The sequence below is a fragment of the Mycobacterium sp. NGS40 genome (genome assembly GCF_059812735.1).
The window spans coordinates 1-14,502 of the sequence record NZ_JCALDG010000038.1; the positions used below are offsets into that span (position 1 = coordinate 1).

Annotated in this window: 22 protein-coding genes; 2 read left to right on the forward strand and 20 right to left on the reverse strand. The window is 65.1% G+C overall.

Features of this window, described 5'->3' with window-relative positions; translation table 11 throughout:
* Positions 1 to 1,006, forward strand: a 1,006-nt coding sequence (locus AC5Y5O_RS29590; RefSeq protein ID WP_500028548.1) for a UvrD-helicase domain-containing protein, incomplete at its 5' end; no start/stop codon positions are given.
* 22 nt (positions 1,007 to 1,028) lie between these two features.
* Here AC5Y5O_RS29590 and AC5Y5O_RS29595 read toward each other — a convergent pair.
* The 13 genes from AC5Y5O_RS29595 to AC5Y5O_RS29655 form a co-directional block, all read right to left on the reverse strand.
* On the reverse strand, positions 1,029 to 1,196 hold the full coding sequence (locus AC5Y5O_RS29595; protein WP_005113499.1) for a hypothetical protein: 168 nt from the start codon (positions 1,194 to 1,196) through the stop codon (positions 1,029 to 1,031).
* A 468-nt stretch (positions 1,197 to 1,664) separates the two neighbouring features.
* Positions 1,665 to 2,336, reverse strand: coding sequence for a Sir2 family NAD-dependent protein deacetylase (locus AC5Y5O_RS29600; protein ID WP_005114931.1), 672 nt, complete (start codon positions 2,334 to 2,336; stop codon positions 1,665 to 1,667).
* 28 nt (positions 2,337 to 2,364) lie between these two features.
* On the reverse strand, positions 2,365 to 2,610 hold the full coding sequence (locus tag AC5Y5O_RS29605) for a hypothetical protein (RefSeq protein ID WP_005113502.1): 246 nt from the start codon (positions 2,608 to 2,610) through the stop codon (positions 2,365 to 2,367).
* A gap of 18 nt (positions 2,611 to 2,628) precedes the next feature.
* Positions 2,629 to 2,832, reverse strand: a complete 204-nt coding sequence (locus tag AC5Y5O_RS29610) for a hypothetical protein (protein ID WP_005113503.1) — start codon at positions 2,830 to 2,832, stop codon at positions 2,629 to 2,631.
* Positions 2,829 to 3,137 (reverse strand): hypothetical protein, encoded by a 309-nt coding sequence (locus AC5Y5O_RS29615; RefSeq protein WP_232530530.1) that lies wholly within the window; start codon positions 3,135 to 3,137, stop codon positions 2,829 to 2,831. Before AC5Y5O_RS29615 ends, AC5Y5O_RS29610 begins: the two co-directional genes overlap by 4 nt.
* A gap of 85 nt (positions 3,138 to 3,222) precedes the next feature.
* Positions 3,223 to 4,152: a DUF5131 family protein gene (locus AC5Y5O_RS29620; RefSeq protein ID WP_005113505.1), complete on the reverse strand. Its 930-nt coding sequence runs from the start codon at positions 4,150 to 4,152 to the stop codon at positions 3,223 to 3,225.
* Entirely contained in the window at positions 4,149 to 4,478 is a 330-nt protein-coding gene (locus AC5Y5O_RS29625) for a hypothetical protein (RefSeq protein WP_005115620.1), read from the reverse strand. Before AC5Y5O_RS29625 ends, AC5Y5O_RS29620 begins: the two co-directional genes overlap by 4 nt.
* Positions 4,478 to 4,807, reverse strand: coding sequence for a hypothetical protein (locus AC5Y5O_RS29630; protein WP_005113506.1), 330 nt, complete (start codon positions 4,805 to 4,807; stop codon positions 4,478 to 4,480). Before AC5Y5O_RS29630 ends, AC5Y5O_RS29625 begins: the two co-directional genes overlap by 1 nt.
* On the reverse strand, positions 4,788 to 5,102 hold the full coding sequence (locus AC5Y5O_RS29635) for a hypothetical protein (RefSeq protein ID WP_005115621.1): 315 nt from the start codon (positions 5,100 to 5,102) through the stop codon (positions 4,788 to 4,790). The genes AC5Y5O_RS29630 and AC5Y5O_RS29635 overlap by 20 nt, the downstream gene beginning before the upstream one ends.
* Before the next feature lie 658 nt (positions 5,103 to 5,760).
* Complete coding sequence (locus AC5Y5O_RS29640) at positions 5,761 to 6,162, reverse strand: hypothetical protein (RefSeq protein ID WP_005113508.1); 402 nt, start codon at positions 6,160 to 6,162, stop codon at positions 5,761 to 5,763.
* Entirely contained in the window at positions 6,155 to 6,763 is a 609-nt protein-coding gene (locus tag AC5Y5O_RS29645; protein WP_005113509.1) for a hypothetical protein, read from the reverse strand. The genes AC5Y5O_RS29640 and AC5Y5O_RS29645 overlap by 8 nt, the downstream gene beginning before the upstream one ends.
* Positions 6,764 to 6,769: 6 nt before the next feature.
* Entirely contained in the window at positions 6,770 to 8,353 is a 1,584-nt protein-coding gene (locus AC5Y5O_RS29650; RefSeq protein WP_005113510.1) for a hypothetical protein, read from the reverse strand.
* A complete protein-coding gene (locus AC5Y5O_RS29655) occupies positions 8,350 to 8,916 on the reverse strand; it encodes a hypothetical protein (RefSeq protein WP_232530531.1) in 567 nt (188 codons plus the stop codon). Before AC5Y5O_RS29655 ends, AC5Y5O_RS29650 begins: the two co-directional genes overlap by 4 nt.
* Positions 8,917 to 9,214: 298 nt before the next feature.
* On the opposite strand from AC5Y5O_RS29655, the gene AC5Y5O_RS29660 reads away from it, so the two are divergent.
* On the forward strand, positions 9,215 to 9,541 hold the full coding sequence (locus AC5Y5O_RS29660) for a hypothetical protein (protein WP_500028556.1): 327 nt from the start codon (positions 9,215 to 9,217) through the stop codon (positions 9,539 to 9,541).
* 176 nt (positions 9,542 to 9,717) lie between these two features.
* Here AC5Y5O_RS29660 and AC5Y5O_RS29665 read toward each other — a convergent pair whose 3' ends face one another.
* From AC5Y5O_RS29665 to AC5Y5O_RS29695, 7 genes are all read right to left on the reverse strand, one after another.
* A complete protein-coding gene (locus AC5Y5O_RS29665; protein ID WP_005113515.1) occupies positions 9,718 to 10,617 on the reverse strand; it encodes a hypothetical protein in 900 nt (299 codons plus the stop codon).
* Positions 10,618 to 10,703: 86 nt separating this feature from the next.
* Positions 10,704 to 10,988 (reverse strand): hypothetical protein, encoded by a 285-nt coding sequence (locus tag AC5Y5O_RS29670; RefSeq protein ID WP_005113517.1) that lies wholly within the window; start codon positions 10,986 to 10,988, stop codon positions 10,704 to 10,706.
* Positions 10,989 to 11,784: 796 nt separating this feature from the next.
* Positions 11,785 to 12,054, reverse strand: a complete 270-nt coding sequence (locus tag AC5Y5O_RS29675) for a hypothetical protein (RefSeq protein ID WP_005113521.1) — start codon at positions 12,052 to 12,054, stop codon at positions 11,785 to 11,787.
* A 57-nt stretch (positions 12,055 to 12,111) separates the two neighbouring features.
* Positions 12,112 to 12,768, reverse strand: a complete 657-nt coding sequence (locus AC5Y5O_RS29680; protein ID WP_005113523.1) for a hypothetical protein — start codon at positions 12,766 to 12,768, stop codon at positions 12,112 to 12,114.
* A gap of 327 nt (positions 12,769 to 13,095) precedes the next feature.
* Positions 13,096 to 13,245, reverse strand: a complete 150-nt coding sequence (locus AC5Y5O_RS29685) for a hypothetical protein (RefSeq protein WP_005114924.1) — start codon at positions 13,243 to 13,245, stop codon at positions 13,096 to 13,098.
* Positions 13,246 to 13,309: 64 nt separating this feature from the next.
* Entirely contained in the window at positions 13,310 to 13,921 is a 612-nt protein-coding gene (locus AC5Y5O_RS29690) for a hypothetical protein (protein WP_005113528.1), read from the reverse strand.
* Between the two features lie 269 nt (positions 13,922 to 14,190).
* Positions 14,191 to 14,403, reverse strand: coding sequence for a hypothetical protein (locus AC5Y5O_RS29695; protein WP_005114923.1), 213 nt, complete (start codon positions 14,401 to 14,403; stop codon positions 14,191 to 14,193).
* Positions 14,404 to 14,502 lie beyond the last annotated feature (99 nt).

Sequence of the window (14,502 nt, forward strand, 5' to 3'; positions counted from 1 at the left end):
GATCGACCACCGCCATGTACCGCACCAGAACGGCGTCTTCGACGACAACCACCAGGCCCTCGCCCGATCCGTCCTACCCTACGCACGCAAAGCGTGGTCGGATCTGCGCAACCCCGACGGGCGTCTGCGGTTCAACCACGACCACTACCTGAAGATGTGGGCCCTCACCCGGCCACGACTCGACACCGACGTCGTGCTGCTCGACGAAGCCCAAGACTCCAATCCCCTTGTCGCTGCACTTGTTCAGCGGCAAGACGCGCAGCAGATCGCAGTCGGCGACAGCAACCAGTCCCTCTACGGCTGGCGCGGCGCCGTCGACGCGCTCGGCCAGTGGGACGCCGACCACCGCCTCTTCCTGTCACAGTCGTGGCGGTTCGGGCCCGCGATCGCCGACGAAGCCAACAAGTGGCTCGCCTGGATCGGCGCCGAGCTGCGACTGACCGGCAACCCGGCGCTACGGTCACGCCTCACCGACCTTGAAGCCCCTAGAGCCATGCTGTGCCGCACCAACGCCGGCGCTATGTCCGCGGTCATGGACCTGCTCGGCCAGGGGCTGAAGGTCGCCCTCGTTGGGAAAGGTGACACGATCCGGCGTCTGGCCTTCGCCGCGGCCGAACTCAAGGAGACCGGCCGCACCAGTCACCCCGAGTTATTCGTGTTCACCAGCTGGGCCGACCTACAGACCTATGTCGAGGAAGAGTCCGAGGGACGCGATCTCAAGCCGTTCGTCGATCTGATCGACGAACACGGAACCGATGCCGTCATCGACGCCATCGACGCATTGGTCGATGAAAAGATCGCCGATGTCACGGTTTCCACCGCTCACGCCAGCAAGGGCCGGGAATGGGAAGCAGTGAAAGTCGGCGACGACTATCCCACCGACGACAGCCGCGAGGACACCGTCAAGAGCGACGCCATGGTCGCCTACGTCGCCGTCACCCGAGCCCGCATGCTGCTCGACCGCGGCGGCCTGGCGTGGATCGACAAACACCAGCGCCGACGATAGCCACACGACCCGCTGGTGTGAGTCAGGGCGGCGGAGTCTGCCCCGCGGTCTCGGGCCCGGATCCACCAGGCCACTGCCGAGCCTGCTGCGGCGGCAGCGAGACCAGCTGCACGGCATACTGCGATGACAGCTGGACCAGCTGGGTCACCGGCACAGACCACTGTGCCTCGTCGTCGAATCCACTGGTCATCTCCGCCTTCCTCTCCTGCTCGTGCTCGTATGTGGTGACACTACGTCGCGAAGTCAGCGACGCGCCCCCTGGTCGTTGTCGTTGCCGGCTGGTCGCACCGCTCTGGCTGGACACCACTGGGACATCGCGAGCTTCCCGCGGCCGTTCCCGGTCGGAACCTCGCAGCTCACCAGCGCAAGCCATCCGCCGGCAGCCGACTGCGCCCAGGCATGCAGGCGACCCGGAACCTGACCCCAAAAGACCAGGCCTTCATTCTTCACTCGCATCGCCACCTCATCGCGACGGAACGCGTCATCAGGGTTGGTGATAAGCAGGCTCAGATCCACCACGACAGGTTTCGGAGGATCTACCACTCGACGCGTCGGAGGGTGCATCGCGACTGGCCAATCTTCGAACACATTTGCGATTGTCGCCTCTGTCGGGCCTCGGTGTCGATTCACTTCAAGCCGCCGATTGCCGGCGGCTGAGTCAGGCTCGCTGGATGAGGTGATCGACGAACTCGGGAACTCGTCGAGTGGCCGGGCCAATCCAATGGTGATCGAACAGCCCGCCGTCAGTGGCGACCTGGTTGATCTCGTAAGTCTCGGCGCCGGCAGCCTTCGCGATCGCCGCGAACTGGCTGGCCGGATACACCGTTCCTGAGGTGCCGATCGCCGCGAAAACACTCGCGGTAGCGAGCTTTTCCACGATCATGTCCAAACCGATCGTGCGCTCACCAAACCACACCACGTGGGGCCGCCACTGCGTATCGGTCTCGACAACATCGTGGGCCCACTCCAGCACCTGGCCGGTGTCGACGTGGCGAATCTTGCGTAGCTCGCCGTGCATCGCCGTCAGCTCGACCGTGCCGGCACGTTGATGCAGATCGTCGATGTTCTGCGTGACCAGGTGCATGCGCGGGCCGAGGTGGCGCTGCAGCCGCACCAGCGCGTGGTGCGCGGCGTTGGGTTCCACCTCGTGCAGACGGCGGCGCAGTCGGTTGTAGAACCGCTGCACCGTGACCGGGTCGGCGGCGAAGCCGTCCGGCGTCGCCACATCCTCGCGGCGATGACCTTCCCAGAGACCGTCGGCACCGCTGAACGTCGGGAGTCCAGACTCGGCGCTGATCCCAGCCCCGGTCAACACCACAACCTCGGTCACGGCCACTCCCCTTTCCTCCTCTCTCGATTCAGCTGGACTCAAAGAGCTGGTTCAGCCTATTGACCTCTTGCTGCCGACGATGTTGGCGCCGGCCGTCACACACCAACCGCACCAATTCCTCGGTGGCCGGATCCTCGCGATACCGCGCGATGCCTTCAGCGACTAACAGACTGACCAATTGGTGAGGTCGTAAGCGCAGGGCACAACACAGCGCCGCGAATTCGTCGACCTTGTCCTCGCCGACAACACGGTAGGACGTCTTAAGCTCATCCATCCGGATCCACCAGCCGGGTCATCGCCAACCAGCGACAGCGTGCACGAGCTCAGACGTCCCGCCGGCGCCGGCGCCACCGGCCACCGCGAGCACCGCGGCGCTCACCAGTAGCCGCCGTACGCGGCGGATGATTCTCAGCACCGCGGCGACGAACAGCCCGACGGCGACACCGGCTAGCACAGCGGTGGGATGGTCGCTGACGATACCGACGAGATCCGTCACGGGTGGGGCCTGCCCGCAGGGACGGCAACATGTGCGAAACCTGCTTCGCATTGGCGTATTCCGGTCTCATACCCAGCCTGCACCTCATCGACCAGGCCGCCGACGAGGGGTCGTTGCTGGGCGGCCCAGTCGTAGGTTTCTCGGGTTGATCGGGCAAGCGCCGCGTAGCGCGACCGCCGGAAGATGAGCCGGACGTCGGCGAACCCCTGGGGGTCAAGCAGCACCGGCACCTCGGGGCCGCGCCCCAACGCCGCCTCGCGTGCGGCGAGCTCGCCCCACTCCTTCAGCGCTGGGTGGGCGCTCACCGGACGGGTCTGATTCTGATCCGGCCAATGCAGCGTCCACTGCCGGTTCGACTTCGAACCGTACACACGCACACGACCGCTGCTGTCAAGCACTGACTCGACCACCGTTCACGACCGGGAACTCATCCCAGGTCCGCCCGTCGAGCAGCCGTCCGGACGCCTTCGGGGTCGGGCCACCGACCTGTTTGAAAAACAGGGGCACCGAGTGCTGCTGGCAGCGATCCCGGATGTCGCGCACCCAATCCAACTCCATGCGTCGATACCGGGGCCCGCTCTCCCCTCCGACGATCACCCAATCGATTCCGGTGAGGTCGAGGTCGGGCAGCGGGCCGAGCAGCGGCTCCAACGACAGGAACCGCACCGCAGCCTCAGTGTTCTTGAGATGGTCTGCGCGCCAGCAGTATTCGTTCGACTCGATCGAGGTTCCCAGCCACACGTTCGGCAGCGGCCACGGCGGTGACCAGAGTGTCTCCCCGTCGCTGGTTCGGGTGGTTGTCCAGCCCGTTCCGCTACCGGAGTCACCGGCCAGCCGTTGTCCTCCCAGATCGAGCCGCCACCGGCCGAGGTGTGGCGGTGTCCGGCCGATGATGTCGCTGGATTCTTCGGCGACCTCACGCCTGAAGTCGGGGTCGGCCAGCAAGCGTTGTAGCCTGTGCGGGCGCTTGCTGAGCACGAGGAAGTCGTGTCTGCGAGTCAGCGCCATCACCGCCCACATCTGGGCGACGAAGAACCGGGGAATTCGGGGATGGGCGACGTCGCTCATCGAGTTCACGAAAAATCGCGATGGCTTCCGCTTACGCAGCGGAATTTCAAGCGCCTCTTCATGAAACGCAACCGCGAACCCGGGTCCACTCGTGCGAGGGTCACCATCCGTCTGGTATTTGGCGGCCCCCATGGCCTTGAGCCGCTTGGCCATTGCCAGCGCATAGCACGAGTCACAACCGGGCGAGATCCGGTCACAACCGGTCGTGGGATTCCACACCGCTTGCGCCCATTCAATATTGGTGGTGCTCATCGGTTTCTCCTGGATTGCCCGTCGTGTAGCCAGGCGTCAAACGCCGGGCTGAGGACTTCGCATGCCGAGCAGCGCTCGTGGTCGCCCCACGGCATGAACGTCGACAGCGCTGCGGCGTAATCGCGGCGAGCCCCGTCTGGCGCGGGGATGCCACACTCGCACAGCGGCACCCAGCGGCTGCGATCGCCGGCGAGCACGTCCCGGGGGCGGGGCCGAAGGTCACCGGCCGGTTCGACGCGGAGGTCGGGGAATACCGCGCCCACTCGGTGCGCCGTGGTCTTTCCGTTGCGGTCTCGGGTCCACCAGTCACCCAGATGTAGACGCATCAGAAGTCCCAATCGTCTTGCTGGGGTGCGGTGTTCGCTGCGGACATCGCGTCGCTCCGGTCTTGCTGAATCGATCGCAGCAGCGATCCGTCGGCGATGCCGCGGTCGACATGGGTCGTCTGCACCGAGCAACGACCATTCGGGCAGTGCAGCCCGTCGCTGTGGGCTACCCGGACACGGTTAGGCCAGTCAAAGAAGTCACCGTCGTCTTGCGGGCCGCAGCCACAGGTCAGCGGGTGCATCGCCCCAGACCGCTGGAAATCGTTGATGTTCGCGACCTCGTCGTCGGTCCATGGTGGCAGATGCCATTCACTGAAGTTTGTGTTCACCGCGGCACCTCCGCATCAGAGGCAGCAGCAAACTGTTCGCACCCGCACCCTTCGGAATCTCCATCCCAGCCGGCGATGCAGCCTTCCCCGCCGGCGTGTTGATCTGGCTGAAGATTGGTCCGATCCAGGTCGTGTTGCGACGCGGGGTGACCGCACCGAGCCATGGCATCTCTTGGGTAATCACGGTCGTCGAACGAGCCAGCGAGGCGGCGATTTCCGCTAGATGGACTGCGCCCATGTCCGCCATCCGCTGCCGGCGGCAGTAGTTGGTGCCTCGCTTGAAGCCGTCTTTCATGCCCCGCATATCTGCTCTTCGCGTTCGCGACAATGCTGAGATCGGTTCATCTGTCTGGCTTCCGTTCCGTTGGCAGTGGCTATGGGGTGACATAACAGAGCTTCAGCACGATGTCACGGTTTCGGGCTGCTCCGCACCATTTCTTGCCATGAGGATCGGGGTATCGGTGCTCATGCCGGTGCCTTCTGCGGTTGGGGCTCTGTGCGCTGTGGTTTCGGCGCTGGCGGTGCGGGCGCCCTTCGTACCGGCGGGGTTTCGGGGATCACTTCGATCCGCCGCGGATTCTCACCAATGCGTCCCATCTGTTCTCTCTCCTGATGTGTTCTCACTGAGGTTCCCTACAGCAGGGCTCGCGCCATCTCCCGGTAGCCGGTTCGGTTCTTGGATTTCTCCGACATTTGTGTCCACCAGGTCGCCGTCAACACTGTGTAGGCGGTCCTCGGCTTCCCAGCGGTCGGCCCAGCCGCGCATCTTTGCGGCGAGGTCGCCCAGCGCCGTCGCTGGTTGCCTGTATGCCATTTCGAGCCAAGGAATGGCGAGAACGGCTCCCAGCCGGCGGATCTGGACATCTGCAGAGACATCGGCAACGCATGGAACTCGGCTAACCGAGGATCAGCGCGCGGATCATCAGGTGGATCGGTTGGGGTCGCTGCACTCTTCACTGTCCACCGCTTTCGGAAGGTGACGCAGCGGCCAGGGCAAACTGCCGAGCCGCCTGAAGGCAGGCAATCAAGTCTTCGGCGCCCGCCGGGTCGCCTGGCGAACCACTGGCGATTTCGATGGGATCCCCGTCGTGTGCGACGTCGACGACGGCGCTGCCGCGACGGAAGTAGCGCCACTCGTCGACGTCTTCGACCTCTACGTCTGGGTACGGGACAGCAACGTCACCAGAAGCAGGACGGGTAGCGTCGTCATGCTGCGGTGGGAGGTCGAGTTGTTCGACGATCCGTTCGGCGACCCGGTCTGACCAGTAGCGGTCGTAGTGCTCGTCGGTGTCTTCGGCGTGCACGATCTCCGAGATTTGGTCTTGGACAGCGACGCGGCTGTGATGATCAGTCATTGGGCCACCGCGCTCCGTCGATGGTGATGTCGTCTGGGATCTCTGTCTCGGGGACGCGTTCGACGGTGACGTGCTTGTCGGGGTCGTCGTCTTCGTCGATGCCAATGTCTTCAGGTTCGAGGCAAGAGACTGCGTCGTCTTGGTCGTAGTAGCTGTATTCGCTGGCTTTCGCGTGGACGATGCGTCCGTTGTCGGCGCGGATGCACCACACTTGGCGCTCGGCGCGGGCGGCCAGAGCGTCGATGAACGTCCGCGCGCAGTCGCCGATCCACGTGCCGCTGCCGTGACTCTCGTCAGGCAGATACGGCAGCAGCAGTGTGAGGACGCGGCGGGCGTAGTCGGCTTGTTCCGGTGTCGCGTGCACCTCGATGTCGGTGATGCCGCCGCACGTCGGCTCGCCGGACACATACAGCGTGGCGGTGTGGTCCCTGGCATAAGAACCTGGTCCCAGCATGCCGGCAGAGTGGACGGTGGCCACGTCTTCACCGAAGTGGAAAACGACCTGGATCTGATGGTCCTTCAGCGTTGCGCCGATTAACACGACTTGATGAGCGGAGACCACTCCCAGCGTGTCGGGGTCCGCGGTGGCTGTTGCGTTCATGAGTGGTCACTCCTTGTGTGCTGCTGGGGTTTTGATTTGTTGTCCCCGGGTTGTATGACCTGCGGGGGCGAGTTTTGCGGCGAGCCAGCGCACGCTTCTCATAACGGCAGAGACGTGCCGGCGCAGGGGTCGCGACCAGAACCTGTCCGCGCTGGCCTGGTCGATGCGGCCGATCGAAATCCGCTGGTGCCAATCAACACCGAACCCCTCTGGGAGGCAGTCGGCGTCCACCGTGGTGGCGGGGATGTTGTATGCGGCCAGCATCGCTGTGAGAACGTCGAAATGCTGCGCGTGAATGCACTGTTGTGCCAGCACTGTGCGCGCGGCGTCGAATGCAGGTCCGGGATGGCACCAGTAGGCGACCACCCTGGCCGCCGAGGTGCGCAGGCCGGCATTGCCGATGATGGTGGGGCCTTCCGCGGCTATTACCGCGACGATGCTCGCGACCAGATCGGGGAATTGGCTGTGTAGCGACGCGAGTGATGTCGCGCCGTAGATGCCGCAACTGCAGTCGTCGGACGGAGCGGGATGGTTGTGTCCGTGTGCGCAGCGCGCCACGCACACCCCGTCCTCCCACACTGCGCGGCTGTCCACGCCGATGCTGTCCAGGTGGGAGGCGATGCTGACGGGCACCAGGGTGCCTCGGCGCCGATCGATGCTGAAGGTTCGTACCGCGTAGCGGCCGACTTCGATGTCCGATGTCTCGTCCGAGGCGGGCGCTGACTGTCCCCGGCCTCCCGCGATGAAGAAATTTCGTCCTGGCCGCACCACGATCGGGTAGTCGACCACCTCACCATACGGTGTGCGCGAATGCCTGGTATCGAGGTCGAGCAGCGGGTAGCTGGAGCGAGTTGGCCGCAGCGATCCGAGTCGCCGGTAGATCGGGGTGAATCCGTCCACGTAGGGGCTGCATAACTGCAGCTCGCTGATGTCGCAGTCGGTGCCTGGCCACCAGAAAGGCGGGCCGACGCTGGACGATCCGGCCAACACCACGTGGATGCGCACGACGCGGCCCAGTCTGATCAGCTGCCCGAGCGCGTTAGCGACCAGTTTGTGATGTTCAGACTTGGTGAAGCGGGCGCTCGCGAGCAGTTGGTGCCAGTAGTCGATCAGCAGCACCACCGGTGCGTTCCGGTCGGCTTGCCCGACACCGGCATACGCGTGGTCGAGCCGCTGCCGCAGTAGTTCCTGCAGGCCGGTGATGGCGGTGATCATTTCGCCGAGCGAGGTGGCGACACACCGCACATTGGGCCATTCCCGCAACTCCCAGTACCCACTGTCGACGTCGCCGGCCGCAACGATATGCACCGCCCAGTGCGCCCACGCACACTGCGCAGCAAGCGTCTGCACCGCTGCCGTGGTCGCCGACTGGGGCCCACAGCGCCCACAAGTGATCAGCTGGTGCGGCGGCTCACTGGTCGGGCGCCACCACGCGACCTTCCCCCACGGATCTTCAGCGACCGCGAACTGGGTGGTCGGGTACGCCGCGATCGCGTCCTCGACCCCAGCGGCCTCCGGTGTCCACGGCGGCCGCGACAACGGCAACCACAACCGCTCGCCCTCGGACCCGGGCTGCTCCACGGCGGTCATCGCGACGGCCCCTCAGGCCCGCCGCTGCCTTGCGCCGCCTGCAGGCCGGGGACGATGGCAATGGGCGACACGGTGAACGGTGCGACCCGCCACCTGACATCATCCACCGTGGCACGCGTGGGGAATTCCGCGTCACCACTGCTGCTATTGACCGTGTAGCCGTAGACCTCGAACGGCCCCAGCCCCGTCGCGACCGCGCCGGGCGCGGGGATCGAGGCCTCGACGACAGCAGTGATACGCATCGCGCGGAGCCCATCCACGCGTACACGCGCGTAGGTGACGGACATATCCGGATCGGGGGCATCCGAGGTTTGGGTGAACGCCACGGTGTCGCGGTCCGACCGTAGCTCGGTGTCGCGCAGTTCCCATCGGAGGCGGGTGACACGGCGGCCGGGCAGGATTTCTAACGGGCGATACCCGACCCCCGTGACCACCCAGGGGCTGTCACCGCCAAGGTCCATGTTGAACACGTGGCCGGTGCACACGCCATCGGCTGTGCAGCGGCCGGTCGATTCCCCACCATCGCTCATCGGAATCCGCGTGCTCCGTTCGATCAACGGCATTGGATCTGTCTTTGGCATGGGGTCGGCTAGTCTCGCCGGAGGCGGCGATATGGGAGTCGGGTCGTTCGACCCAGGCCCGGTGGCGAGCACGGTTACCGCCCAGGTCACCACGGCGACAACTACCGCCGTCAGTGCAACCGCAACGCCCGGTCGCCGAACCACTGCCTGCTTCAGATCCACTCTGTGGACGGCGGCGTCCTCCTGACGTGCGTCAGTTCCGGTGCCGGAATCCGTATACCCTTGCAGCATAACCGGACTGGTAAGTGCTCGGCTACCCGCGATCGGGGCGCTGTGTGCCTTGTCAGACACACCCTGGGGGACGTCGGTGCGCCGTCGCTGGCGCATCCTGGCCGCGGTGTACCCGGTGATCCCGGCCGCCACGCCGAACACCGCCACGGGCGTAACTACATCGGCCCGTCGTCTGGGTTGGTTGCTCGACGCGGTGATGCTGACCGGGTTAGACATCGAATTCCCTTTCTGCGGCGACGGTTTCGCTAAGCGTGGGCGTGCGGAGCGCGGCGTCGTTGCGTGGGGTCTGCTGGCTCGCCCTTCGCTGGCATTGGAGATCGGGATAGGCGATCCGGGTGGTCGTCGCAGCGCACAACGTCAGCAAGTCTCCAGGTGACATGGCGACCAACCCTGAGGCGAGCTCGCGGAAGAAATCTCGCTCACGGGCCAGCAGCGGGTTTGGCGCCGCCGCCGCGCAATGCCCACAGACACCGTCGATCAGCTGGCCGACCATCTCGCCGCCGATCTCACCAATGTTATCCAAGCCCGCGCCTGTCGCGGGTACGGCCCGATTCATGCACTCGCCTCGAATTGAGCTAGCGGATCGACGTCCGGAATGCCGTGAAGCGTCAGAGGCCTTCCGGAATCCAGTTCCTGACTCCACCGAAACACCCATTCGCCCAGACCATCGCCCGCGTCGAACTCTGCAACGAGACGGCGCGCCGCGATGTCGGCGACCTTTGGGTCGACACGCTGCAGCACAGCCAGCAGATACGTCATTCCCCAGCCGTTGACGCTGCACGAGATCGCCTCATGCCAAGCCTCCCGGTTCTTGGCGATCAATTCGCGTTCGCGGATCGACTTGTATTGCGCTGGCCACCAGTCCAATTGCTCCCGCAGCAGCGTCGTCGCGGGTTCACGCTCGCGTGCGGCTCGCTTGTCTTCATCATCGCCCCACAGCGACACTGGGCCGCTGTAGCCCTCATCCTCTTGCCAGTCTCGGATGGCCGCGCGGACAGCGTCGGCCAGGTCTGCGTTCTCCGGTTTGGCGAAGTGGTTTCGCGTGTCGAAATCCCAGTCGAAGTGTTTGAGGGCGGCGGCCAGTTTCTCCAGGCCGCTCACATAGGTGCTTTCGACCAGCTGCGCGCCGGTGTGCGTGTGCGTCAAGGCAAGCGTGCCGCGGAATCGCAGATTGCCATCGTCCTTGCTGCACCCGACCGATGGTGCGATCACCAACTGTGGGCAGACTGTGGGTTGCGCAGGTACCCACACTGTTCGCCGCCGATTACCGTCAATGCTCAGCGGTATCGCCTGGCGCACAAAGTCCTTCAGTTCCGGGCCGCATTGCCGGGATAGTTCTGGTGGAGCCTCACCCAGGGGCTCGGTACCGTCTTCAGTTGCGTTCATCTCTACTCCCCTAACTACGTCGTGTTGCACCACGCGACCACGAAAAGTGCGGTCATGAATGTTCACCTTCTCCTGATGGGACTCGGCCCCAGGTGGGGCTTAGACGAGGAAATGGTCCAGTAGGTTCTCCGTCTGCTCGATTCGAGGTCTGGTCATGCACAGGTCCGCCTCTTGCCCGTTTCCGGTTTGTGGCCGCGATGCACAACCGGGGCACGTCGTGGCGATCGCGCACGCGTCCATAGCTGCTGCTGCGCGCGGAGCTGCTCGGCGAACCCGTGGGTCAGCTTTGGCCAGTCACCGATGGTGTAGTCGGCGTCGAGGATGTCGTCACAGTCGGGACAGGTGACGTCCTGACGAACTGTCGTGAGGTCGCCGTCTTGTTCGCAAAGCGCTCCGGGGATGCTTCCGCCGTCCGGCGCATGGACGTGGATGTTCATCAAACCGCCTTTCCTGACTTGTGTTTCGGGTCGGTTGTCCGATCCCGAGCATGGAGCCTCGCCTCGGCCGCCGGCGTGGGAGTATCCGGTCTGCGACTGCCGCTCGTTGATTGCCGTGCGATGAGTTCGTATCCCACATCCACAACGGAACGTGGTTGAGTGATGCCTGGGATCAGCCAACCGGGGAACCGCACCGTCACCGTCTCCCCGAGTGCCCCCAGGTCCACGGGGACGGAGATTTCCACCCAGCCGTCGACGCAGGACCACTCGGCCAACAGTTCTGGTTCGGGGCCATCGTCGTTGGTGCAGTCGATGCGCATGGAATCCAGCCACACCCCGGCCGGCAACCGAATCGACTCATCGGCCATGACCGCGGCCCCCTCGCGCCTTACCTGAACCAGTTGCGCCACAGGTATTTACATTCCACGACCCGTCATCGGTGTAATCCGTGCCATCCAAGTCCCACAGCTGCCCATTCGAGTCGAGGACACTGTCGTGCCCGCAGCCTGGACACCGAAACGCCGATAGCACCCCCACTGGATGGCGTCCCCTTCGCAACCGCGCCCGGCCGATCGCCGGCGGGGCGGTGTCCGGATCCGTCCAGACACGTCCAACGTTGATCATCCGCGCATCCGTGGACCCGCAGCGATCACATGACTCAGACCGCCCTCGCTTTGGTGGGCACATGAACACCTCGCCCGTGCTCGACCAGGCTCCCCACTGCACTGGCAGTCCGTCCCACCGTGGCGGCAGATCATGCGTGCGCGGCCACAGGTCCAGCTCCCCCTGCCCGACCTCAGCCATCACGACCACCGTGGTCGCCAGCCAGGTGCGCACTCCACTTCTCCTCGAACACAGCCAGCGACGAAGCACGCTCCTGGTCAAGGTAGTGCTCGTACTCCTCGCGATGCGCTTCGCGCAGCCGCGCTAAGGCACGCCCGGGAGCCGGCGAAAGCTCCCACGACCGCAACACCGTCCGCCGCATGCCGCAGGCACACTCATTGACTTCTTGCACGGCCGGCTGGTCCAGCTCGACGATGTCGACAGCGCTCGCAGCCAGGTCCATGTTCTCGATCGTTCAACCCGCCATACCTGTTTTCAACAGGACCATGACGCCCGGCAGCTACCGCTGCAGCGACCCTGCAGAGGCCTGCCCCGGTCGCCACCGCATCAGGTCGCCCCGCGGACGGCGAGAGGCTGCCAGAGGCGGTATCACCGTCAGCCGGCACAGCAGCTCAGTCACCTCGGGCACGGGGTCCGGCGCGGTGGGGTCAGCAACCAGGACCAGGTGGGCCTGGTGGACCCGGCCATCCACGGCAATCCTTCGCAGCGGGCCCAGGCAGCTGTCCCCGATCCCGTCAACGATCCCCTTCACGGTGTCGATGACCACCAGTAGCGGCGCCGCCGGAAGGGGATACATCAGGTCGACGCTTCGCTGCAGCAGTGCACTGTGCTCGGTCGGGGTGGTCGCCACCTCGACGCCAGGCCAACCGATGAACTCCCCATATTCGCGGTCGAACTGCCGCAGGATGTGAACCCGCCAACGCGCACGAGCGGCCGCCACCGCGATGTTCTGGGCCGTGATCGTCTTGCCACTCCCAACGACGCCGCCAAGGTGCAGGTGCGGCCATAGGTCGGCCTCAGGTCGCCACACGACGTCATCACCCAGCTCTGTGACGGCGATCGGCATGCTGATGTCGGACGTCCCCGAGGTCTCGGACGCGAAATCGGCCTCGGGCAACGCGTAGACGCCGTCTCGCTGCCGAGCAACACTGATCATCCGACGTGCTCGTGGCTGCGACGGCATGGATAGTGTGGCGGATGCTTTCGGCGCAAGAAGGACAGGTTCATACGTTCGATCGTCGGTTCCCGGCAGTACCGTCTCAAGAGGAGCTGGCCGGGAATCGGCTGGCGTCTACGACCGTCGTCCAGTATCGGACGCTCGGTCGGCCAAGCTTCTGTGTGCCGCGCCTGGATGCGACGTTCGCGCCCGACGGGGCCCTGCCGCGGGCTACCGGCGGACCGTGGCGGGTGTCGCAGGCGCTTCCATTCGAGGGGATCTGGGGGCGCACCTGCGACAACCCATGATCGACGCTACAGCAGCCGATCAGGAACGCCTCGCCGCGAGTGTGTCGCAACGCCGCGCGAACTCCTCGCACTGCTGGGCTTGTTCGGCGTCCCCGCCTTCCAGGTACTCGGCGGCACGGCTGCGGTAGTACCGCGCTCGGGTCGGGAAATCAGTCGGCGTCCGCGTCATGTCCCGTGATTCTGCGCCACGGGTACGACAAGCCACAGCCGTCGCAGTCGGTGCCCGGCGGCCATCAGCAACTCTTCTGCTCGACCACAAGGGTGGCCGACTCGACCACACCGAGCGCAAGTCGCCACGCTTCGAGCCGGTCGCTGTATGCGGTCTCGGGGCGCGCGCAGCCGTCGTACCAGTCCGCCTGCTGCTCGCAGTCAAGGTAGCTCGAATGCCAGCCGTCCGGGTGAAGTACGAATGGGTCAAGCCACCAGCGCCATCCGATCGAGTTGGGGTGTCCGCGTCCGTCAGCGAGGTGGTGCAATCGTGCGGTTACCTCGGGGTGCGAGTCGCGGACTTGATGCAGCTCCGGCCATGGGATGCACCAGCGTGGCCGCTGATCCCAGCCCTGCCAGGTGTCACCAGCTTCGAATCTCAGGCCGTCATGCCAGATCGCCCACGCCCAACCGGGCTTGCCGGCCGGCCCGCGACGGAAGCTTGCCTTCGCTTCCCCGCGATCAAGTTTGCGCTCGATCGCATCCGAGTTCAGCCACCAGCCGATGAGGCCCGGCCACGGTGTCTCGGTGAGGAAGCGACTGGCTGCCGAGGACGCGTCGCGCGCAGCGCCGGCGCGCGCCTCTTCAGCAGCTTCAATCTCACCGAAGAGGTCGAACTGTACCGCCCGCGTCGTCATCGAGTCCTCCTGTGGTGCTTGATGTTCAGCGAGTAAGCGGTGCGATTTCGGCTGCGCTCGGCACGTAGCGCAGCGCTCGAACCCGCGCCAGATGCGCCCGCTTATCTGGGTGGAAGTTCGGCTGGGGACTTCCGTCGTAGCGCACTGGCGGGTCGCCGGCGCATTCGCAGGTGGGTCCGGCCGGGGTCGTGTATGGCTGCCCGCACCGCTGGCACCAACCGGCCTTCGAGATAGCGGTCATCATGATCTCCTTTGCATCGTGCCGGTGGTCATCTCTCGGCCCACCAGGTGCGGCACCTTGGCGCGTCGAGACGCCGAGTGATTTCGCCAACGAGTACACCGTCGCAGGTCTTGATCGTCGCTTTGCGCCATCCAAGGTCATACAGACGTTCGGTCAGGGCGGCCGGTGTCACATCCTCCACGGCGCCACTGCCCGCAGTGCCCGACTTCTTAATCCCCGTATAGAACAGGCGCTCAATCATTTTCGGAACCTCGCAGGTTTAGTAGGCCCTCAACTTCTAACGGCGTGAAGGGTAACCTTCGTTGCCTCTCGCGATCGTGGTTCGTCTTCAAGCTTCAGC